At 61.0% G+C, this 26379-nt stretch carries 18 protein-coding genes, 1 tRNA gene and 2 pseudogenes; 5 read left to right on the top strand and 16 right to left on the bottom strand.

The window, feature by feature from the left end:
* Nucleotides 1–19 precede the first annotated feature (19 nt).
* From ACODS1_RS16655 to ACODS1_RS16635, 5 genes are all read right to left on the bottom strand, one after another.
* Nucleotides 20–577 carry an NADPH-dependent FMN reductase gene (locus ACODS1_RS16655; protein ID WP_489086537.1) on the bottom strand — a complete coding sequence of 186 codons (558 nt, stop codon included), beginning with the start codon at nt 575–577 and terminating at the stop codon, nt 20–22.
* Nucleotides 578–815: 238 nt separating this feature from the next.
* Complete coding sequence (locus ACODS1_RS16650; protein WP_489086536.1) at nt 816–2159, bottom strand: hypothetical protein; 1344 nt, start codon at nt 2157–2159, stop codon at nt 816–818.
* Between the two features lie 167 nt (nt 2160–2326).
* Nucleotides 2327–3880 carry an acyl CoA:acetate/3-ketoacid CoA transferase gene (locus tag ACODS1_RS16645; protein ID WP_489086535.1) on the bottom strand — a complete coding sequence of 518 codons (1554 nt, stop codon included), beginning with the start codon at nt 3878–3880 and terminating at the stop codon, nt 2327–2329.
* Between the two features lie 69 nt (nt 3881–3949).
* Nucleotides 3950–5335: a GntP family permease gene (locus ACODS1_RS16640; RefSeq protein ID WP_489086534.1), complete on the bottom strand. Its 1386-nt coding sequence runs from the start codon at nt 5333–5335 to the stop codon at nt 3950–3952.
* 568 nt (nt 5336–5903) lie between these two features.
* Nucleotides 5904–7364: a sigma-54 interaction domain-containing protein gene (locus ACODS1_RS16635; RefSeq protein WP_489086533.1), complete on the bottom strand. Its 1461-nt coding sequence runs from the start codon at nt 7362–7364 to the stop codon at nt 5904–5906.
* Nucleotides 7365–7661: 297 nt separating this feature from the next.
* Here ACODS1_RS16635 and ACODS1_RS16630 point away from each other — a divergent pair, with 297 nt between their 5' ends.
* The 5 genes from ACODS1_RS16630 (at nt 7662) to ACODS1_RS16610 (ending at nt 12219) form a co-directional block, all read left to right on the top strand.
* On the top strand, nt 7662–8663 hold the full coding sequence (locus tag ACODS1_RS16630; protein ID WP_489086532.1) for a DctP family TRAP transporter solute-binding subunit: 1002 nt from the start codon (nt 7662–7664) through the stop codon (nt 8661–8663).
* 123 nt (nt 8664–8786) lie between these two features.
* Nucleotides 8787–9263: a TRAP transporter small permease gene (locus ACODS1_RS16625; protein ID WP_489086531.1), complete on the top strand. Its 477-nt coding sequence runs from the start codon at nt 8787–8789 to the stop codon at nt 9261–9263.
* The gene (locus tag ACODS1_RS16620; protein WP_489086530.1) at nt 9253–10548 is read left to right on the top strand and encodes a TRAP transporter large permease; all 1296 of its coding nucleotides are present in this window, start codon (nt 9253–9255) and stop codon (nt 10546–10548) included. The genes ACODS1_RS16625 and ACODS1_RS16620 overlap by 11 nt, the downstream gene beginning before the upstream one ends.
* A gap of 123 nt (nt 10549–10671) precedes the next feature.
* Nucleotides 10672–11772, top strand: a complete 1101-nt coding sequence (locus ACODS1_RS16615; RefSeq protein ID WP_489086567.1) for a GGDEF domain-containing protein — start codon at nt 10672–10674, stop codon at nt 11770–11772.
* Between the two features lie 240 nt (nt 11773–12012).
* On the top strand, nt 12013–12219 hold the full coding sequence (locus tag ACODS1_RS16610; RefSeq protein WP_322978750.1) for an Arc family DNA-binding protein: 207 nt from the start codon (nt 12013–12015) through the stop codon (nt 12217–12219).
* Nucleotides 12220–12633: 414 nt separating this feature from the next.
* Here ACODS1_RS16610 and ACODS1_RS16605 read toward each other — a convergent pair whose 3' ends face one another.
* From ACODS1_RS16605 to rpoD, 11 genes and pseudogenes are all read right to left on the bottom strand, one after another.
* A complete protein-coding gene (locus tag ACODS1_RS16605; protein ID WP_489086529.1) occupies nt 12634–14586 on the bottom strand; it encodes a DUF3732 domain-containing protein in 1953 nt (650 codons plus the stop codon).
* On the bottom strand, nt 14583–15080 hold the full coding sequence (locus tag ACODS1_RS16600) for a three component ABC system middle component (protein WP_033969993.1): 498 nt from the start codon (nt 15078–15080) through the stop codon (nt 14583–14585). The genes ACODS1_RS16605 and ACODS1_RS16600 overlap by 4 nt, the downstream gene beginning before the upstream one ends.
* Nucleotides 15080–16246, bottom strand: a pseudogene (locus ACODS1_RS16595) (ABC-three component system protein). The gene ACODS1_RS16600 and the pseudogene ACODS1_RS16595 overlap by 1 nt, the downstream one beginning before the upstream one ends.
* Before the next feature lie 308 nt (nt 16247–16554).
* On the bottom strand, nt 16555–17325 hold the full coding sequence (locus tag ACODS1_RS16590; RefSeq protein WP_489086528.1) for a nuclease-related domain-containing protein: 771 nt from the start codon (nt 17323–17325) through the stop codon (nt 16555–16557).
* A gap of 263 nt (nt 17326–17588) precedes the next feature.
* A complete protein-coding gene (locus ACODS1_RS16585) occupies nt 17589–18275 on the bottom strand; it encodes a PP2C family protein-serine/threonine phosphatase (protein ID WP_489086527.1) in 687 nt (228 codons plus the stop codon).
* Nucleotides 18276–18980: a hypothetical protein gene (locus ACODS1_RS16580; RefSeq protein ID WP_489086526.1), complete on the bottom strand. Its 705-nt coding sequence runs from the start codon at nt 18978–18980 to the stop codon at nt 18276–18278.
* Entirely contained in the window at nt 18977–19621 is a 645-nt protein-coding gene (locus tag ACODS1_RS16575; protein WP_489086525.1) for a hypothetical protein, read from the bottom strand. Before ACODS1_RS16575 ends, ACODS1_RS16580 begins: the two co-directional genes overlap by 4 nt.
* 237 nt (nt 19622–19858) lie before the next feature.
* Nucleotides 19859–20980 carry a Fic family protein gene (locus ACODS1_RS16570; RefSeq protein ID WP_489086524.1) on the bottom strand — a complete coding sequence of 374 codons (1122 nt, stop codon included), beginning with the start codon at nt 20978–20980 and terminating at the stop codon, nt 19859–19861.
* A 251-nt stretch (nt 20981–21231) separates the two neighbouring features.
* Nucleotides 21232–21308: transfer RNA gene (locus ACODS1_RS16565), tRNA-Ile, on the bottom strand.
* Nucleotides 21309–21324: 16 nt separating this feature from the next.
* Nucleotides 21325–24303, bottom strand: a pseudogene (locus tag ACODS1_RS16560) (sensor domain-containing protein); the annotation flags it as partial.
* A 215-nt stretch (nt 24304–24518) separates the two neighbouring features.
* The gene (gene rpoD / locus ACODS1_RS16555; protein ID WP_489086523.1) at nt 24519–26369 is read right to left on the bottom strand and encodes an RNA polymerase sigma factor RpoD; all 1851 of its coding nucleotides are present in this window, start codon (nt 26367–26369) and stop codon (nt 24519–24521) included.
* Between the last annotated feature and the right edge of the window lie 10 nt (nt 26370–26379).

Genomic DNA, 26379 nt, shown 5'->3' with positions numbered 1-26379 from the left:
GGGCGTTTTTTCTTCCGCTTTAGCCCAGGTGCTTGGCCACCCATGCCGCATAGGCATCGATGAACTTCTGCAGGAAGGGCTTGATGCTGTCGCTGAGTACGCCGTTCTCGTCGAAGAAATTGCCAGCGCCGCCGAGGTAGGCCTCCGGCTGTTGCAGCACATGCACGTCGAGGAACACCAGACACTGGCGCAGGTGATGGTTGGCGCCGAAGCCGCCGATGGCCCCTGGCGAGGCGCTGAGCACGGCACCCGGCTTGCCGCTGAAGCCGCTTTGGCCATAAGGACGCGAACCAACGTCGATGGCGTTCTTCATCGCGCCGGGGATCGAGCGGTTGTACTCGGGCGTGACGAACAGCACCGCATCGGCTGCCTTGAGCTTGCCGCGAAACGGCGCGTAGGAGGCCGGAGCGCTGTCGCCGTCGGCGTCTTCGTTGTACAGCGGCAGATCACCGATCTCGACGATTTCCAGGTTAAGCGAGGCGGGCGCCAGGTCGGCCAGCGCCAGGGCCAGCTTGCGGTTGATGGAGGCTTTGCGCAGGCTACCGACCAGTACGGCGACGTTGTAGGTCTTGCTCATGGTGTTCCCTCTGGCGGATTGATGAAGAGGCAGCAACTATAGACCCGCCAGAGCAGCGGGGTTCCTCTTTATCTGATTGCAAGGCGCGAGTTGTGGCGATGAAGGGCTGTTGGGGATCGACTTGGCTGCCGGCACCTTGGTCTTCTTCTAGTGGTGCCAGAGCGGCACCAGCGCGTTGACTCGGGATTGTAGGCGGCGCAGCAGCCCCGGAGCGGGGCCGAGGCTGGCGTTAGCGCGTTCAGCCTTTGAGCAGAACTGCAATCAGTGTCGCGACGACCACGGCTGCCAGTAGCACCGGGCCGTAGCTGCCGGACTTGCGGGAAGCCATACGGCCGTTGTACGCGTTAGTCGCTGGCTGTTCGCTCTGCGCCGCGCTGGGTATGGGGGCGTGCTCCGCGTCGTTCTCGCGCTTGGCCTCCGGCAGAGCGGCTGGCGCCTTCTGCGTCACCGTGGGTTCGGCTGGCTGAGTGATGAAGTCGCTGTCGCGGTGGGTTTCCAGCACTTGTAGTTGTCCGTCCTCGCCTGGCGCGAGAACATCCAGTCGGCAGGCCACTTCCAGATTGAGCACCAGCGAGCGGTCTGCACTATCCTTGCTCGCTTGTATCCGTTGCCATTCGATATGTGCGTCCGGATGCGCCAGGGCGTCCCAGATCTGTTCCAGGGCCGCCAGGTCGAAATGATCCGGCAGCAGGATACTCTGCGTGCCCGCCAGCTTCAGGCCGCGCATCGCGCTACTGAAGGCAGGTCGGTAGGTTTCGGGGTGGAGCATGAACTGCGCGCTGTAGTGCACGCCGCTGCCGATCACCAGGCGCACCCGCTCCCATTCCTGCTGGCGCGCGGACAGATCGGGGCGATCATTCTCCTGCGCACGGTGGCGGAGCAGGTGCAGCATGCTCGAGAGAATTTCGTAGGCGATGCCATAGGCTGCCTGGCTCTCCTCCAGCGGCTGGTCACCGAGGATGATTTCGCAGCGTTGCTGCGGCAGGCCGGCCAGCTCTTCGAGCTTGAGCTCCTGCTGATAGGTCTCCAGGCGGCTCGGGTAGATCAGGGTCTGGCTATCGGCGAAGGGCGGGGACAGGGTGATGGTCATACCTGGCAGTAGGGCGCAGACATGCTTGGCCGGTTGTGACAGCTCGGATTGCTGGGCCTGCTTCAAGGCATTGGCCAGCGCATCGACGGGTTTCAGGTGGCGATGTAGTGCTTCGATTCCGGCACGGGCGGAGCCCTCTGCGAGCAGCAGCAGGCTGCCGATGGATAGCCCCGGGATCACCTGCACCTCTGGCGACGGCTGATCCTGCTCGGTGAGTGCCTCGGCGAAATTGAAGCAGCCGCCGGAATGCAATTGCACGTGAGCCCGTAAGCCATAGAGCGCTGAATCGACGTCGCGTGGATGCTTGATGCGTTCAGGCTGCTGGTCGGCCAGTGCCTGACGAACGAGATAGCCGGCTAGGTTCAGCAGGTTTTCGTTGTGCTCGGGCTGACCGTCGATCTCCAGTGACAGATCGGGCCAGGCTTTGAATGGCAGATCGTCTTCTAGAGGGTTGCTGCAAAAAACGAGCGGAGTGGGAGCGGGCAGGCTCATCGTAAACGTTCCTTGTTCGTGAGAGAGGCGCCACCATGCCAGTGGGCATTCGAGCATGCAACGGCAAAGCCGCAACAGCGTGACTCTGGTTGCGAAATGATTTTCTCCGTAGCAAAAAAACGGGCCTGTTCAGGCCCGTAAGTTCACGCTCAAGAATTGACCTGCCCTCAGTCCAGGCATTGCCCCAGGCCGATGGGTTCGGGGCGGAACAGCCGCGCATCCATCAGCTTCGGCTCGCGCACGATGGGGGCGAAGTCCATGCGCGCGAGAATGTCGCGCTCGATGTCCACGCCCGGCGCCACTTCGATCAGTTCCAGCCCTTCGCGGGTCAGGCGCAGCACGCAGCGCTCGGTGACATAGAGCACCGGTTGGCCACGTTCGGCGGCCAGGCGGCCGGCGAAGGTGCGGTGCTCCACCTCGGCGACGAACTTGCGCAGCTCGCCGTCCTGAACGATGCGCAACTGGCCGTCTTCGATGCGAATATCCTGCGCACCGGCGCTGAAGGTGCCGACGAACACCACCTGCTTGGCGTTCTGGCTGATGTTGATAAAACCGCCAGCCCCGGCCAGGCGACTGCCGAACTTGGACACGTTGAGGTTGCCCGCCGCATCGGCCTGGGCCAGGCCTAGGAAGGCGATGTCCAGGCCGCCGCCGTCGTAGAAGTCGAACTGATAAGGCTGGTCGAGCAGGGCGCTGTGGTTGCTCGCCGCGCCGAAGTCCAGGCCCGAGGCCGGTACGCCGCCGATCACGCCGGGCTCGGCGGTCAGGGTCAGGCGCTCGATCACGCCCTCTTCGGCGGCCACCGCCGCCACACCTTCGGGCATGCCGATACCGAGATTCACCACCGCGTTCGCTTTCAGCTCCAGCGCGGCGCGCCGGGCGATCAGCTTGCGCACGTCCAGCGGCATCGGCGTCAGGCTGTCCACCGGTACGCGGGTTTCGGCGGCGAATGCTGGGTTGTAGGCGGTGGCGAAGGTTTGCTGATGGTTGGCCGGTTCGGCCACCACCACACAGTCCACCAGAATGCCGGGAATCTTCACCTGGCGTGGGTTGAGCGAGCCACGCTCGACCACGCGCTCAACCTGGGCAATAACCAGCCCGCCGCTATTGCGCGCAGCCATGGCGATGGCCAGGCTTTCGATGGTCAGCGCCTCGCGCTCGAAGCTGAGGTTGCCGTCAGGGTCGGCGCTGGTGGCGCGGACGATACCGACGTGGATCGGGAAGGTCGGGTAGAACAGGTAGTCCTCGCCATCGATGGGCATCAGCCGCACCAGATCGGTGGTGGTGCGCGCATTGAGCTTGCCGCCGCCATGGCGTGGGTCGACGTAGGTGCCCAGGCCGACGCGCGACAGCTGCCCTGGCTTGCCGGCGGCGATGTCGCGGAACAGCTGGGAGATCACCCCCTGCGGCAGGTTGTAGGCCTCGATACGATTGTCCACCGCCAGCTTCTGCAGGCCCGGCACCAGGCCCCAGTGGCCGCCGATCACCCGACGCACCAGGCCTTCATGGGCCAGGTGGTTGAGGCCACGGCCCTTGCCGTCGCCCTGGCCGGCGGCATACACCAGGGTCAGGTCACGCGGTGCCTGTTCTGCGATGAAGCGCTGTTCCAGGGCGATGGCGATCTGCTCGGCGAAACCGATGCCGACGAAGCCGCCGGTGGCCAGGTTGGCGTTGTCCGGAATGCGCGCCACGGCATCGGCGGCGGTCATGATCTTGCTCATTGCGGGTACTCGAAAACGATTGATCAACACGGCCTGCAGACAGCATGGCGCCCGAGGGCGCCATGCTCGTCAGAAGCTTCCGAACAGGGTGCCCAGGGTGATGACGACAGCGAGCGCCACCATCGGGAAGGCCACGGTGTTGACGAAGATGAACTTGTACGACTCACGGTGGGTGAGCTTGCAGATCGCCAGCAGGGAGATCACCGCGCCGTTGTGCGGCAGGGTGTCCATGCAGCCCGAGGCCATGGCGGCGACGCGGTGCAGCAGCTCGGGGCTGATGCCGGCGGCATTGGCCATTTCCAGGTACTGCGCGCCGAGGGTCTTCAGGGCGATGGACATACCACCGGAGGCGGAACCGGTGATACCGGCGAGGATGTTCACCGCCACTGCTTCGGAGATCAGCGGGTTGCTGGACACGCCCAGCACCAGGTCGCGGATGATGACGAAGCCGGCCAGGGAGGCGATCACCGTGCCATAACCCACCTCGGCGGCAGTGTTGAGGATCGGCAGCATGGAGCCGAAGGCGCCGTCGTTGACGCTCTTCTTCAGATCCACCCAGCGTTGCCAGTGCATGGCGATCAGCAGCACGATGGCGGCGCCCAGGGCCACGATGATCGACCAGATGCCGATCAGCGACTTGGCATCCTGCAGGCCGCCGTATTCCGGTTTGGCCAGGTAGCTGGTATCCATCGCCGGCAGAATTTGCTTGGCCATCAGGAAGTTCAGCGCGATCACCACGAAGATCGGCAGCAGCGCCAGCCAGAAGCCGGGAATGTCGCGGCGCTCTTCGGCAACCGGGTCATCACGGTGCTCGCCGTAGCCCTCACCGGCTGCCATCAGCTTGCGCGACTGCGCAGTGAGCCACCAGGTGCCGAGGCCGAACATGATCAGGCCGGCGATCACCCCGAGGCCCGGCGCGGCGAAGGCGTCGGTGCCGAAGAAGGGGTTGGGGATGGCGTTCTGGATAGCCGGCGTGCCGGGCAGCGCGGTCATAGTGAAGGTGAACGAGCCGAGGGCGATGGCACCGGGGATCAGGCGCTTGGGAATGCCCGCCTCGCGGAATAGCGCGGCGCCAATCGGGTACACGGCGAAGGCCACCACGAACAGCGATACGCCACCGTAGGTGAGGATGCCGCAGGCCAGCACGATGGCCAGGATGGCGCGTTGGCTGCCGACCTTGGCGACGATGCCGTGGGCAATGGCGCGGGCTGACCCGGAGTCGTCCATCAATTTGCCGAACAGCGCGCCAAGCAGGAACAGCGGGAAGAACTGGATCACGTAGCCGCCCATGGCTTTCATGAACACCTGGGTGTAGGTGGGCAGCAGCAGGGCGATGTCGCCGGCGAACAGCAACGCTAGCAAGGCCAGCAGCGGGGCGAGGATCAGGACGTTGATGCCGCGGTAGGCGAGGTACATCAACAAGGCGAGGGACAGCAGAATACCGAGGGTACCCATGGGTGGTTCCTTTTGTTGTTGTTCTAGTGGCTCGAGGCCGTTTTATCGGGAAGGCGCGGATGCTGAAGTGCGCCTTTGCCGGATATAGAGCCAGAGTCGTGCCAGGGTGGGGTAAGACCTTGGTCGATGGAGCCGGAATGGCTCTGCAGCGAGGGTTTCAGGCTTGAATGCGTGATTTGAATCGAGCGGGGCGAGTGGCGCAGACGTCCATATTTCTGGATTTAGTCCAGATTTGTGGACGGCTTGATGGTTTTTAGTCCAGGAAATTGGACATTTGTGGTTTTTAGGATTGCACCCAGCCAGGTTCCCATCCGGCGGGTTTCACCCGCCCTACGGCGATGTAGGGCGGGTGCAACCCGCCAGTTGTCTGTTGTTTGCAGGGCAGGCCCCGGATTTCATCCGGGCTACGCAATTGCGGACGGCAACGTTATCTGTAGGAGCGGCTTCAGCCGCGAAGCGATTTCCGGCCCAGCACGCTTTTTGTGGGAGGGGCTTTAGCCGCGACTGTTTTGGGGAAGTGTTGCGGGTGGCGCATCGCCGGCAAGCCGGCTCCTGCAGAATGAGGCGCTCAGCCCTTTCGCCCCAACCCATGCTGCGCCAACTTGGCGTAGAACCCCGCGCGGGAAATACCCAGGCGCTCGGCTGCCAGTTGCCGATTGCCGTCGCACGCGGCCAATGCCGCCACCAATGCCTGACGCTCTGCCTGCGCCAACTGCTCGGCCAGCGTCTGCGCCATGCTCGTCACCACTGGCACAACGGGCACCGCCTCGCTCGGCGCCACCGGATCGACCAGCAATCCACGCAACGCCTCACCATCCAATCGTCCATCGACCGCCAACTGCGCCCGCTCCAGCAGGTTGCGCAACTCGCGCACGTTGCCCTTCCATGGCTGCGCGCAGAGCAGGGCGAGGGCATCGTCCGTCAGCTCTATGGGCGCCAGGCCGGAGCGGTTGGCCAGGTCATCGAGCAGGTGTTCGATCAGCGCGGGAATGTCGCTGGCGCGTTCGCGCAGTGGCGGCACGCGCAGGGCCAGCACATTGAGGCGGTAGTAGAGATCATCGCGGAACTGCCCGGCGGCCACCTTGGCCTCCAGGTCGATATGGGTCGCCGCGATCACCCGCACGTTGAGCGGCTTGACCTGGTTGGAGCCGAGCGGTTCCACCTCCTGCTCCTGCAGCACCCGCAGCAGCTTGGCCTGCAACGGCAGGGGCAGGTCGCCAATCTCGTCGAGAAACAACGTGCCGCCGTTGGCCACCTCGAACTTGCCGATGCGCCCCTTGCGCTCGGCGCCGGTAAAGGCGCCCGGTGCGGTGCCGAACAGCTCGGCCTCGACCAGGGTTTCCGGAATCGCCGCGACGTTGACCGCGACGAACGGCCCGTTGGCGCGTGGCGACAGGTTGTGGATGCCCTGCGCCAGCAGCTCCTTGCCGGTGCCGGTTTCGCCACGAATCAGCACCGTGGCATCGAGCTGCGCAGCACGGCGGGCTTGGCGCTTGACCTCGCTGGCCGCCGTGCTGGCGCCAATGAAGCCGGCGATGGTGTAGCGCGCGCGCCGCGCCTTGGCCAGCTCGTGCTGGGTGGCGAGCAGCTGCGTCTGCAGGTTGGCGTACTTGGCCATCAGCGGCTTGAGGTGACGGGCGCGGTCGAACAGCACGAAGCCCAGCGCGCCGACCAGGGTGCCGTCCTCGTCGCGCAGTGGAATGCGGGTGACCACGAAGTGCTCGCTGCCGAAGGCCATCAGGTCGAGCATGCTCGGCTGGCCGCTTTCTACCACCTCGCGCAGGCGGCTGGCCGGCAGCACTTCCTCGATCTCCTTGCCGAGCGCCGTGCGCGCATCGGCGATGCCGACCTTCTGCGCGTACTTGTCGTTGATCCAGACGATGCGCGCCTGGCGATTGACTGCGATGGTGCCCTCGCACTGCGCATCGAGGTGATCGAACAGCAGCGGCATGGCCACCGCGCGAAAGCGCTCGGGCGACACGCCGATGATCAGGCCGTGCTGGTCGAGGTCGTCGCGGGAAATGGCCATAGGCGAGTGTCCGTCTGGGAGATGCCGGCGATTATGGGCAGCGCCGATCAGGCCGGGCAACGTCAACAGACATCAGACAATGGCATTCGCCACGCGCTTCTGGAATAGTTGGGCGGCTGCGCGTAACCCGCCGGCACCTGCCGAACGCCCACAAGGCCTGCCCGGCAGACGAGACACCTGCCGTGTCCCTTTCGCATGCCGACCGGGCATGCCTGGCGAGCCAACCGCCCGCCGCTGGATCCGCACCGCTGTGCCGGTGCCACAACGACAACACCAAGATCCACACAAGGACGCCCCATGAAACTCAAGCGACTCTTCTCCGCGCTCGCCGCCGGCGCTGCGCTGACCGCCCTGTGCGCCACCGCGCAGGCGCGTGAATACTCCGTTTCCACCGTACTGTCCGACGCCTTCCCCTGGGGCCAGGCCGCGCAGAAGTGGGCCGATCTGGTCAACGAGCGCTCCGAAGGGCGCATCACCCTGCGCGTCTACCCTAACGCGCAACTGGTCGCTGGCGACCAGACCAAGGAATTCTCCGCCATGCGCTCGGGCCTGATCGACATGGCCGTGGGCTCGACCATCAACTGGTCGCCGCAGGTGCCGGAGCTCAACCTGTTCTCCCTGCCGTTTCTGATGAAGAACGATGCCGACCTCGACGCCATCACCCAGGGCGAAGCCGGCAAACTGGCCTTCGCCGCCATCGAGCAGCGCGGCATCGTGCCGCTGGCCTGGGGCGAGAACGGCTTCCGCCAGCTGTCCAACTCGGCCAAGCCGGTGCGAAGCCCGGCTGATATGGCCGGCCTGAAGATCCGCGTGGTCGGCTCGCCGCTGTTCCAGGACACCTTCACCGCCCTCGGCGCCAACCCCACGCAAATGAGCTGGGCCGACGCCAAACCGGCACTGACCACCGGCGCCGTGGATGGCCAGGAAAACCCGCTGTCGGTGTTCGACGTGGCGCGCGTCGATCAGGTCGGCCAGAAGTACCTGACCCTGTGGGACTACATGGCCGACCCGCTGGTGTTCGCCGTCAACCAGCGCGTGTGGAAATCCCTGCCCGAAGAAGATCGTGCGCTGCTCAGCCAGGCCGCCATCGACGCCGGCAAGTGGGAAATCGAGCTGTCGCGTGGCGCGCAGGCCAAGCGCCTGGCCGACATCCGCGAGCGCGGTGTTGAGGTGATCGAACTGACCGACGCCGAGCGCGCCGCCTTCGTCGAGGCCACCGCCAGCGTGCAGCAGAAGTGGGCGCCACGCATCGGCGACGCGCTGATGGACGCCGCGCGCAAGGCCGTGGCCCAGCCCTGATTCGTTTTATCTGACCGGAAGCTCCCTCAGCCTGCTCTGCTCCCCTCTCCCGTTCATGGGAGAGGGGGACAGGGCAGGGGGCGCCACCGCATGAGCGCATTACTCCGGTCATTCGAGGTTCTTATGAGCAAGCCAATCGACGCGCCGCTGGAGCGCGTGCTCGCCACCCTGGCTCTGGTGATCATCAGCCTGATCAGCCTGGCCAACGTCGTGGTGCGTTATTTCACCGATGCATCTTTCGCCTTCACCGAGGAAATCTCGGTGTTCCTGCTGGTCATCCTCACCTTCGCCGGTGCTTCGGTGGCCATGCGCAGCAACCGACACATTCGTATCGGCCTGCTCGAGCGCCTGTTCCCGCGCCTGCGCACGCCGCTGATCCTGCTGCAGTGGCTGGCCGGCGTGCTGGTGCTGGGGCTTGTGTGCTGGTACGGCGGTCAGTTCGCCTGGGAGGAGTTCCAGTGGGATTCCGAATCGCCCGGCCTCGGCCTGCCCAACTGGTGGTACGTGATCTGGCTGCCGATCCTGGCGCTGCTGGTGTTCGTGCGCCTGACCCAGATGACCGTCGATCGCCTGCGCGGGAGGATCAGTGATGAGCCCTGATCTCTGGCTGATTCTCAGCTTCGTCGTGCTGCTGGCGCTCGGTGTGCCGGTGGCCTTCGCCCTCGGCCTGTCCGGCGCCATCGGCATCATCGCCGGGCTGTCGCCGGACATGCTCGCCACCCTCGGCACCAACACCTACAACGGCGTGGCCAAGTACCCGCTGATCGCCATTCCGCTGTTCATCCTCACCGGTCTGGTGTTCGAGAAAGCCGGCGTAGCACTGAGATTGGTGCGCTTCGCCCAGGCGCTGATCGGCCCACGGCATGGTGGCCTGGCCCTGGTTGCGGTGCTGGTGTGCCTGATCATGGGCGGCATGAGTGGTTCCGGCCCGGCCGATGCCGCCGCCGTGGCCATGGTGATGTTGCCGAGCATGACCAAGGCGGGTTATCCCAAGCCGTTCTCGGCCACGCTGATCGCGGCGTCGGCTTCGACAGCGATTCTGATTCCGCCGTCCATCGCGCTGATTCTCTACTCCATCGTGGTGCCGGGCGTCGATCTGCGCGCGCTGTTCGCCGCCGGCCTGTTCCCCGGCATCCTCGCCGGTCTGGTGCTGCTGCTGCCGGCCTGGCTGCTATCGCGTAGCTATGGTTGGGAATCCCCGGAGGAGGGCGAGCGCCCGGCCATCGGCGAAAGCTTCAGGCAGGCGCTGCCGGCCTTGTTCGCCCCGGTGCTGATCCTTGGCGGCCTGCGCAGTGGCCTGTTCACACCGACCGAGGCGGCCGTGGTTGGCGTGGCTTACGGCGTGGTGATCGGCCTGTTCGTCACCCGTGAGCTGGACTGGCGCAGCCTCTGGCGCCTGTGTGGCGAGGCGGGCGTGATCTCCGGTGTGGTCATGCTGATCATCGCCCTGGCCGGTATCTTCGCCTGGGCTGGCACCCTGCTCGGCACCTTCCGCCACCTGGCCGAATGGCTGATCTCGCTATCGGACAACGGCTGGGTGCTGCTGGCGCTGGTGATGCTTGCCGTGCTGCTGGCCGGCATGCTGCTCGATGCCATCTCCATCTACCTGATCCTGATGCCGATCCTGATTCCGGTGATGCAGCACTTCGGCTGGAACCCGGTGTGGTTCGGCATCCTGCTGGCGATGAACATTGCCATCGGCCAGTTCACCCCACCGGTGGCGATCAACCTTATGGTCACGGCGGAAGTGGCCAAGATACGCCTGGAGCAGACCGTTGGCTGGGCGGCGTTGTTCGTCGTGGTGATGTCCAGTGCGCTGATGCTGGTGGCGATCTTCCCGGAAATCGCCCTGTGGCTGCCGCGTGTAATGGGTTACGCAGTGTAAAACAGGCCAAGGCGTCTATAGTTGCCTAGTGCTTGCAGCAGGGGGAGCAGTTCGTTGAGAGCGTATGGGTTGTTCTCAACGGCCTGTTAGGCGTCATCGAGGGCGGCGGTGCTGGGCAATAAAATGGGCGACGGTGACTATAACGATCACAAGGACGTAGGCGCAGGGCACTGTGAAGGGCTGCGCGAGTCCGGCAAGCGTGCGCTGATGCGCACCATTCTGCTCGCCACCGGCCTGACCCTGGGCGGCTTCTCCATCCTGCAGGCGCTGGCCGGCAACTATCCCTTCGCCATCGCCGAGGTGCTGTTCACCACCATGCTGCTGTTCGGTGCCTGGCGCATCGAGCGCGCCCGCCACCTGTACCTGTGGATCTACCTGTACCTGCTGCCGACCTTCTGCTTCATCCTCTACATCATCATCATGCCGGACGCCTCATCGGGGGCGTTCGTCTGGCTGTACATGATCCCGCTGCTGGCCTACCTGCTGCTGGGCAAGCAACGGGCCTTTCTGCTCACCGCGCCCTTCATGCTCGCGGGGCTGCTGCTGTACTTCGCCGACAACCGCCTCAACCTCGATACCCGCGGCCTGATCGACATAGGTAACGCGGCGCTGTGTGGCGTGCTGATCCTGGTCTTCGTGCATATCTATGACGGCCTGCGCATGCAGGCCTACGAGGAGCTGGAACGCCTGGCGCAGACCGACTCGCTGACCGGCGTGGCCAGCCGTGGCAGCTTCCAGCACGCGCTGCAGCGGGCGATCCAGGAGGCCGAGCGCAGCAATGGGCAACTGGTGCTGGCGCTGCTCGACGTCGACCACTTCAAGCAGGTCAACGATCAGTGGGGGCATGAGGCCGGCGACCAGGCGCTGCAGCACATTTGCCAGATCCTGCAGCAGCGCCTGCGGGTGACCGACTTTCTCGGCCGCCTCGGTGGGGAAGAGTTCGGCCTGCTGCTGCGCCACACCGACCGCCTCGGCGCCGAACCGCTGGTGGATCAGTTGCGCCAGCATATCGCTGGGCAGACGCTGGACTATCACGGCCAGCCGATCACGCTGTCCGCCACCTTCGGCCTGGCAGCCTGGCCAGAGGACGGGCGCAGCGCCGCCGAGCTCTACCGCTGCGCCGACCGCCGCCTGTACAGCGGCAAACAGAGCGGACGTAACCAACTGGTCAGCACCGATCTGCCGAGCGAAATCCTGCTGGACAAGCTCGACGTACGGCTGTGATCACCGGCGAAAAGCAGCTTAAGCGAAGCTGACGCTCGTCATTTAGGGGGAACCCTCGGGCCTCGCTGGGATCGACTTTATACACAACAAGAATTCGTCTCGCCGCCACAGGGACGATTGGCCGCCCTGAAATTTCCATGCAGCCGAGCCCGAACTGGATGAACTGGGTTGTGACTGCATCGCCTTGCCCAATGCGGCAAACAGGCGTGAACAACCGAGGGAAACCTTATGCAAAAAAACGTGACTACCGACAAATTCGTTCTACGCATGCCCGAAGCGCTGCGTAACCAGATCTACGACAAGGCTGGGTACAACTACCGCAGCATGAACAGCGAAATCGTCTTTCGCCTGGAACGCTCGATGGACTGCGAAGCCGAACTCGTCCACCAGAAGCAGTTGGTGCAACTGTTGGCCAACCAGCTCGAAGCCTCCCGCAACTCCGCCTGACCCCAGGCTCGTGCCTGGCTTGTCGCTGAGGCTACACCCTCCTTCCCGCCACTCTTCTCGGCGGCTTCCCCATCCTGATCTGCATACGGCACAAAGCCGCGCAATGCGCGGCTTTGGAGGTTGGGGGCCACACGGACTTGAACCGTGGAGCAAAGGATTATGAGTTGCCTCGAAACGCCGCAAGCCCAGTAAAACCGTTAGCAGCTTAGTGCAAGTGAAATAAGCTGAAAGTAGCGTCATTACTGGGCTTGAGCGCAATTTTACAAAAGTGATAGAAGCTAGGCACTGTACCGCCAGTGTACTGTTTTATGTACCTTTGAGAGCACAGTGTGTGGCTTCAGCGGCGCAAGCGAGAAACCGCTAGGCGGTTTCTGTCAGCTGTCATTGGATCTAAGGTGAAAACGTGAGCCACGTTTACTCTTCCGCGTACCAATGCTTTGGAATAAGCGCAACATCTCCACGCCATTTTTCATCGGCGATAGCGGACTGATACCAGTCCTCCTCAATATCGGCATGGTCGGTGACGATCACCTGAAGGTCAGGCCCCAGCTCCTCTTCGACCACCTTGAAGAGCCATTCGAACATTTTCTTGACCGCTTTGCGGTCCTCGTCGTTCTCAATTTCGTCAATGTTTCCGGTCACGGCCTTGTCAGACGGGAAGTACACCTGAGTGGGCTGATCAAAGAAGATGAACCTGCCGACGGGACGATTTTCTTTGATGAACCATTTGGCTAATGCCAGATAAGCCACGAGGTGATAACCAACCCAGTTTTCACCGCTGCCCATGCGATAGAGCGGCGTCCTGCCGTGGGGCGTCTCGGCCACGACAGTAAGCTTAGGTATATCAAGACGGATAGGATGTTCCGAGTGTTCCAGTCCAAGTTCCCTTGCCCACCGCGTCATATCCTCGCTGATGATGCTGATCTGGGCGTCCAGCCTCTCTTTGAGAGCATCAGGATTTAGCCTTTCTTCGAGCTCTTCGATCTGCGGCTCAAGCGCAGCAATTTGTCTCTTGATCGGCCCGGTATCGTCTGCCCAGTTGATGCCGTCCAGATAGAGCGATACCCGACCAGCGACTCTGGATTTCAGCAGATTCCTGTCCTGCAAACCTTCCGAAGTAGCGTCCTTCGACCTGATCTGATTCATGCTGTCACGAGTCTTCTTGATCTTATCTGCCAGATCATTTTGCTCCTTGATCAGGCCCTGAATGTAACCCGTAATCCGTGGGCGGTTTCGCTCGACGCCATCGAGCTTGTGCGCAAGGTCTGCAAGGGCTTGCTGAATGATGCCCTCGGCACTATCAGCGGCTTTATGCTGAGAGTCGCATATGGGGCAGATATGTTCAGCTGCCGCTGCCTTCTTGAAGAGGCCAATGGATTGCAGCCTGAAACTCTGTTCTTCGGCTTCTTTTTCAAAGCCGGTTTCCGACCTTGCGAACTCGTTGGCGGCATTGAGCTTGAACCGCACCTCACGCTTTTGCTGCTGGAAGCGCTGATATTCGCGCTCCAGTGCGGGCAACGGATCGTCGGTATTGTCTTCAACAGGAACGAGCGGCGGCGCCCAGTTGCTGATGCGGGAGAGGCTAGCAAGCAGGTCTTTCTCGTTGGGGATGAGATTTTCACCCGTATAAAGACCGGCTTCTGCGGCTTCTGCCAGCAAGACATAACCTTTCTGAAGCCCATCCCCTTTCAGGGATTCAAGTTCATACAGCTTCTTGGTGAGACGTGTCTTTTCCTGCTTCAGGCCCCGCAAGGAGGAGAGGTCCTTCAGGCGGTCATCTTCAGCAGCCCCCAGGAAATATGGAATGGTGTCTTTGATCGCCTGGGGAATGTGCGGTTCTGATTGTCGGTGAAACAGGATCTTTTTAGCGGCAATCTCATCCTGGCTCTGAAAGAGATAATACCTTGAGTGTTTGAAATTGATGGAAATGGAAGCGCGTGTCTGACCTTCAGAAACTTCTGTTTCCTGCTCCGGGACACCAAGCTTCTCCGTCAGGAAATTAACAACGCTGTCAATGTTCGTGGATGACTTGAGCTCCGACCTGTCCGGAACCTTTATGTCCGCCTCCACAATCATATGCGATGTGCTGCTAGAGTTTTGCCCCTGCAGTGGCGCAGCGCGGGCAATGAACACCTGCGTATCACGGAATTGAAGAAGGATGGCGTACCAATCGACGGTTTTCCTGATGAAGCCCTCTGCAACTCCACATTCACTGGAACCCAAGCAGTACTCTACAATATCCAGAAGGGATGACTTTCCCTTCTTGGATGCTCCCGTAATGATATTGACGCGGGAGGGATTAAATTTCACATCTCGGCGCTCTCCGTTTTTGCCGTAGACGGATATTTGTAGAATCTGCATGGTCATGGCCTGATCCCTAGCTGTGCGTAAATGGTTTCAACGGTCGAGGAATGGGCAAACCATTTTCCTATAAAGTTGGCTGCATGAAGAGCTTGCTTCATGCTCTCGCTCTTATTGAAGAGGCTGGGCGCTTTGGCTAATTCATTACTGGCAATAAGGTAGTACGCCTCTTCTGTCAGCTGGATGACTTTCCTATCCAGCAAAAAGAGCGTGGCAGCGTTGACAACAGGAATACAGGCTGACGCCATCGCCGAAAAATCAGATAACTCTCCTCCTTGCTCAGCAACCCATGAAGCGATGGGAGTCCTGTAGGTCGTCGGCAGACTGGCCGCGATACGCGGCGATAGCGCCATCGGGACCACTATATAGGGCAATGCGCAGTGCATCCCCTGCTCATTGACTTCGCAATAGGCACGCAATGATGAGAGGAAAAGAAAGCCGGTATAGGCCGGGTTGTATAGATTGATCTCTTCCTGCGTCAGAATTTCTCTCAACGACATCAGGCCGCTCCCTTCTTATCTTCCTTTAAAAGAAGGGATTTGTAATTTGGGTGCCAGCCTATTTTCAGCTCATCAGCTAGAGTATGATAACTTCCTCTGGCGACGTAAGGATGGTTAAAGTCTCGCCGAATGGCCAATGCGCCTTCGTTCTGGCACTTGCCGTAGACATCTCGCCCAGATTTTCTACATTGCTCGACATTGCTAGTGTCAACATCTGGAAGAATGAGAGACGAATGGTTTAATCATTCCTCTTCCAGTCTTTTCAAATATGATTTGAGTTCGCCGGGTTTGACGAGCCCATCTCTTGACCAGCGTGAACGCTGTTCGCAAGCACGGTAATAATTGATTATCGCAAAGCGGATCGCCTGGTTTGGTATCCCTACCAGACGCAACTGCTCTACAAAATTTCTATCGTCGTCATCGATATCAATATCTTCTGGCTCCGCGTCGGCATAATCTGCTGTCAGATTGGTCAAGGAAAACTGGGAGCGCAGATCGTCGATGATGGCGACGACCTCACCGAGGCAGACTTCCTTTTCATCTGACGACGACATGGCGCTGATAAAGCGCTTAAACCACTCACCCTCCAGGCGTGTGCTGAAAGCATCGATATGTCTTTTCTCGGCAGTGGTCCTGAGTTCTTTTTTTATCAGTTCCGCTACATCCAGAATGCTCGCGGAGCGGCACAGGATGTTGATGGAGCCGATAAGCTGGTCCTTTTGCCAGTCCAGCAAGGCGTTGTATGCCGCATAGGCCGGTAGGTTTGTCGCGTTGGAAGTCTCGGCGGCAATCCCATCGAGAAAATCCCGTGCCGTCTTGATGTCACGGAAGGAAGCAGGCTGCAAAGCAGCCACCAGCCCGGTGTCAGGCGCGCTCTGGGTCGTGATAAGGGTGAAGTTCGTCGTGGCGGGGTCAAGGCTGCCCTTTGTTATGCCTTCTGCCCAAACCCTGATGGTTTTCCACAGGTCGGCGCTTCTGTCGGTCAGGTTTCCTTCAGTACCATGGTATTTGGTCTGAAGAATGTCGGCGGGGTTTCCACCTGTCTCAAAAGCAATATCGTCCAGCTTTTCGATAGAAACGAAGCATTCATCCGGGTCCTGGACCTCCCGGATTTTCTGAAGACTTAAGAACAAGGCGTACCGGGCTTGGTACAGGTAACCAAGCATTGACGCTGTTGCATCGAATTCATTTGCTTTGCTTGTCATAAGCATTCCCTTCCAGGCAAAAGCAACGTAGCGACTGGCACTACAGCTTATTTTTCTAAATTATCAGTGCCCGTATATCGGCGACGGCACGGTCGGGTAAGCCCGGTACACGTGGCGGAAGATATTTTCAGTGAGTGCCTTAATGTCATCCACGCTGTAATTACTCTCCGGAAGCCCTGTGCTGTCGCCGTACAGGAAGTCAAAAGAGAAAAAGGGGACAGATTCATTTTCTGCCCGAACACTCTTTGATCGTTTCATTGTTCTACCTCTCAAAGATTCTGCATCGTTCGGCACTTGGGAAACGCCGAGCATCCCCAGAACTGCTGCCCCGCTTTCGGGCCTGACTTCACAGTGCGAACCAGCAGTGCGCTTCCGCATTTCGGGCATTGCCGCTCAGCTGTCGGATCGCTCCGGCGCTTGAGGTTTTGTACATGCTCGCGGTGTGTAGCGAGGGTCGGTGCGCGACGGCCGGTTTGCAGGGCGTACAGCATGGCGTCGACTTCAGCCGCGCTGAATACCGGCTGCTGGAATGACTGGATATAGCGGATAAAGCCAATGCCCTGGGTCACGTTGGCCGGCACTTCGGTCTTGAAGGTGCTGCCGCCGACAAAGGTGATGACCGAGTGCAGGTGCTCAGGGCTGACGCCAAGGGTGGCTTCCAGAGCCTTGAGGTGTTTGTAGTTCTGCCTAAGCGGGTTCTGGAATTTGAAGGTGCGTTTGTAAAGCTTCTGCGTCCACTGCGCCTGCTTCTCGCTGCCGAAGATCCAGCCGCTCATGTTCTTCGTTTCCAGCACGAAGATGCCGTAAGGCGAGAGGAATACGTGGTCGATCTGCGTGGTGCCGTCAGGCGTATTCAGGGTGACGTTGTGCAGGCGGCGGTAGGTTTGCTTGTCCAGTTGCCAATGTGCGAACAGGCGTACCAGCAGTTCACCGATCTGCCCTTTGGCCCAGGGCGATTTGAGCAGGCCGATCAGCAGGGCTGCTGGGATGAACCAGGTCAGCATGCCCCAGACCTGGGCGACTATCGGGCTGTAATCCATTTTCTTCCTTGAGCAGAGCTGCTTGATGACTGGGCGAGCAGGCGTGCTGAAATCCAGTTGCCTGGCACTGATTCGGATAATGGCTAATTGCTTTCAATGGCTCAAGGGGATAGCGACCATTGTCCTATGGTCGATAAGCGGTTACGCCTGGTTTGGTGCCTTTGCAGACATGTTCAGTGTGGCCAGCCGGGCTGCTGCCAGAACCAGGTCGGGTCATTCAGAAGGATCGTTTATCCATGAGCCGAATACAGGCGCTATTCGGCTCATGGAATGGTTGACGTGATGATGCTCAGGCAACTGATATCGTCGTCCGTGGGCGGTGTGTTCAGGTGACCTTTATGTAAGAAATGTTGCTGCTGTGACGTGCTCAGCCCAGCCCAGAAACCATCGGTCGCCAGCAGCCAGCGTTGATTGGCGGCAAGCGGCCAGTGTCTGATTTCGGGGTCGGCAACGCGTCTGGAGCTGAAGCAGCGGGTCAGGCTGTGGCGTGATGGCATTTGCGCAAGCTCGGCTTGCGCGAGGTTGCCTTGCCAGTTGGCCATGCAGTGCACGGGAGTCAGCCAACTGATTGCATCTACGGCGTCTATAAGGCCCAGGCAGCAGTCGCCTTCGTGGATGCTGAGTGCGGCATCGGCCAGCAGGCATAAAACCAGGTAACTGCAGGCCGCATGCGGGTGTGTTTTACACAGGGTTCGATGGCTGTCGTCGATTAGCTGCAGCAACTCTGCGGGCAATCGCTCCCGGTTCAGAGCGGTTGCAGGTAGGCGGCCGATTCCTTGGGTCAGCTCTGCCAGCAGAGCATTGGCCATTTTGCCGCTGCCTGGGTGGCGGCTGCTGCCATCGGCGACCAGATAGAAACTGGCCTGCGGCAGATCCAGGTGGGCATAAGCATCGCGGTTGTCGCCCATGCGTTTACCGGTCTGAGTATGCCATTGCACGATTGCACGCATTCAGGTCGCTACCTGGGCAATATGTTGCAGCCGCTGCCAGATGATCTGCTCACGTTCGTTATCGCCACGGGCGGCATCCTGCACCAGGTAGGCGAAGTCGCGGTTGTTCAGCAGCTCCGTAAGTTTCTCTGCCAGATAGGCGCGTAGCTCGGGTGCGGCGTTTTCAACTTCCTGGAGTAGTTCTTCGCGGCCATTGACCAAGTTGAGGATGTCTTCAAGATCCTGGCTACCCAATGGGTTGTTTGCACCACGCCCGGCATAGGCCTCGAGTTTGCTGCCGAGAAAGTAGGGCGGGGTGAACAGGCGAATGCGGCAACCGCTGGGGAGTTCATGCCATTGCGCGCAGGCTAGACCATCCTTGAACCAGCGATTGTTGCAGCCCAGTAAGTCTGCGGTCTCTGCATCTTCGGGCATAAAGTCGACTTTCAGCTCACCCAGGCGCATACGGCACACGACGTCATCCTGAGGGGATTGCTTGAAGCCTTTCTCACGTAACTGTTCGACCAGCTTTTGCCATTGGGCATAGCCGGTGAGATGAATGACCAGATCCACATCGTCTGTGTAGCGGACTTCTTCGAGGCTGAATTCATCGGTCAATAGCAGGGCTGTGGTACAGCCGCCAACGAAGGCAACCTGCTGGCACAAGTCCTGACCAAGCGCCTGGGCGACCACTTCGAGCATCTGGATGTTATGAGAGTGGCTCATGCCTGCAGCACCTTCTCGCGCAGCATCTGGTTGGCAAGGTTGGCTTCTCTGGCGTTACCCAAGCGAATTGCATCGATCAGGGCCAGGTATTCATACAGGCGCGGGTCTTTCTTGACTGCGCCTGGCACCGTCCTGAACAGGGGCGTTATGGATTGTCCCTTGCGATTGCCGTAAGCGTCTGGCCAGACATGGATAAGGTCGCCACCACTCATCAGGGTGCCTTGCAGCACGGGGGCGGAGAAGCTTGTAGGAATGCCGCGAACGATTTCAGCGGGTTTTACCGGGAATACGTAGCGCAAGCCATGCTCGATGAAACCCAATAGTGCCTTGCTGTTGACCCGAGGTAACTGTGTGCGCGGGTCTATTCGCAAGAGACCTGTCTGTTGGCAGCGTTTCAGCGCGGAGGCAATTTCGCTTTTACTGATGCCCAGTGAGGCTTGCAGGGCGCGCACTGAGTAACTGTCGTGATGGACGGGTGGATCTTGCTCAGCGACATCCTCCCAGCCTTGCCACTGGTCGTGTGACGGGACGTCGCTTTGCTTGAGCAGTTCTGCTGTTTCGCTCTCACGCCTCTGTTGCAGGCGTTCGCGCTGCTCAAGGCAGATCAGTTTGACTAGCAACAGAACGTCTTGACTCTTCATGGTGGCCTCAGTTAACGGCTGTCCTTTGTCCTAGGACTGAGGACGGTTTATGCGCTGGCAGATTGTGTCTGTCAATGGCTTGGCTGGTTTGCCGCAGATTGGCATTCACCTGTAGAGCTTTATCCAGATTGCCGCCAAGGATTGAGGGAAGAGGGTTTATTTTTCAATGTTCAGGGGAGTGACCATTGTCCTATGGCGCGATGACGCACCAAGGGCTGATGAGCCCGGTGCAGGCACTCAGCGTGCTATCTGGTAACGGGTGCTGCGTCCGCCACCCGGTAGTCGCTCGATGCAGCCCTTTTCCAGCAGGTCGCTCAGGTGGCGGGTCGCGGTGGCTTTGGAAACCTTTGCTACAGCTTGGTATTGCGCCGCACTGATGCCGTCCTCGAAACCTCTCTCGCCGCCATCAAGCAGGCGGTTAAGCACTTTGATTTGCTCCGCCGATAGCGTTTGGCTGCGGTGTGCCTGCCAGAAGCGCGCCTTGACCAGTACGCGATCAATACGAGCAAGGGCCTGCTCCAGGCTGTCGAGTAAGGTGGCGAGAAACCACTGCAGCCAGGTGGTGATATCCAGGGTGCCTTTCTGGCTGGCTTCGAGGATGCGGTAGTAACCGGCACGGTCGTCGAGGATGCTCGCAGACATCGCATAAAAGCGGATGGCCTGTTGTTCGCCCTGGGCCAGCGCCAGGTCGGTAATGGCGCGCGTGAGGCGGCCATTGCCGTCATCAAAAGGGTGCAGGGTGACGAACCAGAAATGGGCGATGCCGGCACGCAGAAAGGGATCCTGGCTGGCATCCCTGCGGCTGCTCTCGAACCAGGCGAGAAAGTCCGCCAACTGCGTTTCCAGCCCAGCTCGTGGAGGGGCTTCGAAATGTACGGTCGGTTGATCGATGCGACCGGAAACCACCTGCATAGGCTCTTCGTCGCGCAGTGCGCCGATGCGCAATGGCCGAGCCAGCAGTTGCTCTTCGGTGGGGAATAGCCAACGGTGCCAGGTAAAGAGTCGCTGTTCGTCTAGCGGTTGTTGATGCGCATGGGTGGCATCGAGCAGCAGTTCCGCCAGGCCTTCGGAGCGGGACGTGGTGCGACCTTCTTCGCTCAGCCCCAAACGCCGCGCCAGTGATGAGCGCACCGAGTCGACATTCAGTTGCTCACCTTCGATGGCGGAAGAGGTGACGATGTTCTGCAGCATGGCATCCAGGCTGCTCTGCACTTCGGTGTCACGACCCACCGCGCGGAGCATGCCCAACAAACGCCCCTGCATCAGATTGCAGGCACGCAGCTGTGGTGCAAACGCTTCTGCTTGCCAACTGAAGTGCGGCCATTGGGGCTGCTGCCAGATCCAGAGCGGGTCATTCATAAGGGTTGTTCATCTGTGAGCCGATTAACGAGCCTATTCGGCTCATTGAGTGAGCCGATAATGCCGACTATTCGGCTCACTGTCTAATCATCCCGATGTCGCGCGGGTACAGAATGGGTATCCCCAGAGCTTTTGATAGCCCTTGGGGCGTGTGGACGTTTTGTGGTCGGCGCAGGAAACTTGGCGGGCTGCAGCAGCGAATTTGTCTCCGCGTAGAAACACAAAAGCCGCGCAGTGCGCGGCTTTGAAGGTGGTGGGCCCACACGGACTCGAACCGTGGACCAAAGGATTATGAGTCCTCTGCTCTAACCAACTGAGCTATAGGCCCCCAGAAGGCCGGCGGATTATACCGGCGCGCTCTCGCCAGCGCCAACCGCTTGAGCCGGTTGGAGAAAACGTTCGGCGAAGGTGTCGGCGGGGAGGGGGCGACTGATCACGTAGCCCTGAATCTGCAGGCAGCCTTCGGCCGCCAGGCAGAGTTCCTGGGCCTTGGTCTCCACGCCTTCGGCAATCACCGTCATCTGCAGGCTGGTGCCGAGGGTGATGATGGCGCGGGCGATGGCCAGGTCGTGTGGGTTGTCGGGCAGGCCACGAACGAAGGATTGGTCGATTTTCAGGGTGTCCAGCGGCAGGTGCTTGAGGTAGCTGAGGGATGAGTAACCGGTACCGAAGTCGTCGATGGCCAGCTGGATGCCGAGGCTCTTGAGGCGATGCAGGATGTCGAGGGCTTCTTCGGCCTGGTCGATGATGAAGTTCTCGGTGATCTCCAGTTGCAGCCGCTCGGGTTGCAGGTGGTACTGCTGCAGCAGTTCTTCGATGCGTGGCAGCAGGTTCGGCTGGCGCAGCTGGGCGCCGGCGAGGTTGACCGACAGGGCGCCGAAGGGCGCGTGCTGCTGCTTCCACTGTTGCAGTTGGCGACAGGCTTCGCGCAACACCCAGTCGCCCAGCGGCACGATCAGGCCGCTCTCTTCGGCGATGGGGATGAAACGGTCGGGCGGGATTTCGCCGAAGGTCGGGTGCTGCCAGCGCAGCAGGGCTTCGGCGCCGGCCAGGTGCTGGGTGCGCAGGCATTGCTTGGGCTGGTAGTGCAGGCTCAGCTCGTTGCGTTCGAGGGCGCGGCGCAGTTCCTGTTCCAGCGCCATGCGTTCGTTGACCTGGAAGGTCAGCGAGCGCGTGTAGAACTCGCTGCGATTGCGGCCTTTGGCTTTGGACTGGTACATCGCCGCGTCGGCATTCTTGACCAGGGTGGCGACGTCCTTGCCGTCCCTGGGGTAGAGGCTGATGCCGATGCTGGCACTGATGAAGAACTCGTGTGCGTCGATGATGAAGGGTGCGCTGAAACAATCCAGCAACTTTTGTGCGGTGCGTGCGGCATCACGTTCGTGGTGCAGGTCCGGTAGCAGCAGGATGAACTCGTCGCCGCCCAGGCGGGCCACGGTGTCGCTGTCGCGCAATTGCTGGCGCAGGCGTGCGGCGATGACCTTGAGCAACTGATCACCCACGGGGTGGCCGAGGCTGTCGTTGATCTGCTTGAAGCGATCCAGGTCGAGAAACAGCACGGCGCCCTGTTGATATTCCGTATGCAAGCCTTCGAGGGTGAGACGCAGGCGGTTCTCGAACAGCAGGCGGTTGGGCAGGCCGGTCAGTGGGTCGTGATGGGCCTGGTGATCGAGGCGCGCCTGGGCGTGCTTGAGACTTGAGATGTCGGCGAATACGCCAACGAAATGGGTGATGGTCTGCTGCTCGTCGCGTACCGCGCTGATGGTCAGCCACTGCGGATACAGCTCGCCGTTCTTGCGTCGGTTCCAGATTTCGCCCTGCCAGTGGCCCTGGGCGGCGAGGCAGTGCCACATGGCGGCGTAGAAGGGTTTGTCGTGCTGGCCGGAGGCGAGCATTTTCGGGCTCTGGCCGAGTGCTTCGACTTCGTCATAGCCGGTGATATGGGTGAAGGCGCGGTTGACGGCGGTGATGCGCTGCTGGGTGTCGGTGATCATCACGCCTTCGGCGGTGCTCTCGAAGACGGTGGCGGCCTGTTTCAGCTCCTCCTGCATGCGCTGACGCTCGGTGATGTCGCGGGCGATGGTCAGCAGGCACTGTTCCTCGCCCAACTGCAGGGGTTGTGTCGACAGTTCGCAGAGCACGCGCTTGCCGGTGCGGGTGCGTATCGTGGCGACCAGGTCGCGAACCACGCCGTCACGCTGCAGGGTGTCGAGCATGCACTGGCGCTCCTCCGGGTTGGCCCAGATACCGAGACCCAGAGTGGTGCTGTTCCCAGTTACATCCAGGCCATAACCGGTGATGCGGCTGAAGCCTTCGTTGGCCTCGATCAGCAGGCCATCGCGGATGCGGGTGATGAGCAGGCCGTCCGGCGAGGCGTGGAAGGCCTTGGCGAATTTTTCCTCGGATATCTGCAGGCGTTCCTGGGTCGCCTTCAACTGGCTGATGTCGCGGACGACCACCACCAGAGCCTCGGTGTCGTCGAGCTGGAAGGGCGCAGCCGAGATCAGGCCGGTGAACAGGCTGCCGTCGGCGCGGCGGAAGGGCATCTCCAGATTGCGCAGGCTGTCGTCCTGCAGGTGCAGCAGCAGGCTCGGGCCGATGTTGGGAATGCCCCAGATATCTAGCTCGGTAGCCGTTCTGCCGACGGCCTGCTCGTTGGTGATGCCGGTGTAGTGGATGAAGGTGCTGTTCACCTCCAGCAGTACGCCATCGGCGCGGCGGGCGATGATGAGGATGTCCGGGCACTGCTGGAACACCGAGGCGAACTTCTGCTCGGACAGGCGCAGGGCCTGCTCGGTCTGCTTGGCTTCACTGATGTCGATCATTAGGCCGCGTATCACCTGGCGGTCGTCGCGCTGCAGCAGGGTGACGGTGTCACGTACCCAGACGGTGCGCCCATCCGCCGCCAGCAGGCGGTATTCGAGGGCGTGATCGCGCCCGGCCGCACAGTCTTCGAGGCATTGGCGCATGACCCGTTGGCGGTCGTCCGGATGCACATGGCGTTGCCAGAATCCCGACTGTAGCCAGTCTTGCTGGGGATAGCCGAGCAGCTTTTCGGCATGCGGTGAAACGTAGGTGTAGGTCAGGCCGTCGGCTTCGGTTTCCCAGGTGGTGGCCGAGAGGCTTTCCACCAGATCACGGAAATGCCGCTCGCGGGCGCGCAGCTCGTCTTCCAGTGCGGCTCGCCGGCGCATTTCACTGTGCAGGCGGCGGTTGGTGAGCAGGATCACCAGGATGACGCCGAGCGACAATGCCAGGCCGGGCAGGCTGTAGGGCAGGGCTTCGTACCAGAGCGTCTGTTCGTCCGCAGTACCGAGAGAATGGGGCGCTGTGGGCTGATCGGGATGAGCGGCGTCGGCGGGGAGGGCGTGGCTTTGTAGCGTCCAGCAGGCCAGACACAAGAGCAGGATGGCTGGCAGGCGTGGCATGTCGATCTCGTCCGGTTTAGTTACCGTTCGAGTGTAGACCGCCATCGCCATACTGGCAGTTTGCTCGACTGTAAAAACAACAACCCCGGCCTGGGCCGGGGTTGTGGGTGTCACTCGTCGAGGAAGGAGCGTAGATGCTCGCTTCGCGTCGGGTGACGCAGCTTGCGCAGCGCCTTGGCTTCGATCTGACGGATACGCTCACGGGTAACGTCGAACTGCTTGCCCACTTCCTCGAGGGTGTGGTCAGTGTTCATGTCGATCCCGAAGCGCATGCGCAGTACCTTGGCTTCACGGGCAGTGAGGCCGGCCAGCACTTCGCGAGTGGCTTCCTTGAGGCTTTCGACCGTGGCTACGTCGATCGGGGACTGCATGGTGCTGTCCTCGATGAAGTCGCCCAGGTGCGAATCTTCGTCGTCACCAATCGGGGTTTCCATGGAGATCGGCTCTTTGGCGATCTTCAATACCTTGCGGATCTTGTCCTCGGGCATTTCCATGCGCTCACCCAGCTCTTCCGGAGTGGGCTCGCGACCCATTTCCTGAAGCATCTGGCGGGAGATGCGGTTGAGCTTGTTGATCGTCTCGATCATGTGCACCGGGATACGGATGGTGCGCGCCTGGTCGGCGATCGAGCGGGTGATCGCCTGGCGAATCCACCAGGTGGCGTAGGTCGAGAACTTGTAACCGCGACGGTATTCGAACTTGTCCACCGCCTTCATCAGGCCGATGTTGCCTTCCTGAATCAGGTCGAGGAACTGCAGGCCACGGTTGGTGTACTTCTTGGCGATGGAGATCACCAGACGCAGGTTCGCCTCGACCATTTCCTTCTTGGCGCGGCGAGCTTTCGCTTCACCGATGGACATGCGGCGGTTGATGTCCTTGATCTCGGCAAGGCTCAGGCTGCATTCGGCTTCCAGGTCGACCAGCTTCTGCTGGCAACGCTTGATGTCGGCCTGCAGGTTGCCCAGGGCTTCGGCGTACTTGGCCTTGCCCTTGGCCAGATCACCGGCCCAGTCCATGTCGACTTCGTTGCCCGGGAACAGGCGCAGGAAGTCGGCACGCGGCATACGTGCATCACGTACGCACAGCTGCATGATGGCGCGCTCTTGCGCACGCAGGCGGTCAAGGGCGTCGCGCACATGAACGACCAGGGCGTCGTACTGTTTGGGCACCAGCTTGATCGGCATGAACAGCTCGGCCAGTGCGGCCAGCTCGTCAGTGACCTGCTGGCTGCCACGGCCATGTTTCTTCAGGGCCTTCTGGACTTTTTCGTGCTGCTCGGCCACGGCGTTGAAACGACGCGCGGCTTCTTCCGGATCCGGACCGCCATCGCCATCGGCTTCGTCGTCGTCGCTTTCGCTCTCTTCGTCCTCGTCCTCTTCGTCATCCTTGGCTTTGGCGCCGTCCTCTACCGGAACGGGCGCGGCGGCTTCGTCCGGAACGCTGCCGTCATCCGGGTCGATATAGCCGCTCAGCACCTCGGCCAGACGACCGCCCTCGGTGGTGACGCGGGTGTACTCGGAGAGGATGTTCTCGACGGTGCCAGGGAAGTGAGCGATGGCGCTCATCACCTCGCGGATGCCTTCCTCGATGCGTTTGGCGATTTCGATCTCGCCTTCGCGGGTCAGCAATTCCACGGTACCCATTTCACGCATGTACATGCGCACCGGGTCGGTGGTGCGGCCAATGTCGGTCTCGACAGCGGCGAGTGCGGCGGCAGCTTCTTCGGCTGCTGCTTCGTCGGTGTCGGCTTCGGCCAACAACAGGGCGTCCGCATCCGGGGCACTCTCGAATACGTTGATCCCCATGTCGTTGATCATGCGGATGATGTCTTCCACCTGTTCCGGATCGGAAATATCCTCCGGCAGGTGGTCATTGACCTCCGCGTACGTCAGGTAACCCTGCTCGCGACCGCGGCTGATCAATTCTTTCAAACGAGATTGCTGTTGCGCTTTTACGGACATAACACCCTAT

Source organism: Pseudomonas sp. FG29, from assembly GCF_057809355.1.
Note: the sequence above shows the minus strand (reverse complement) of the source record. Positions and strands in the feature narration are given on the sequence as shown.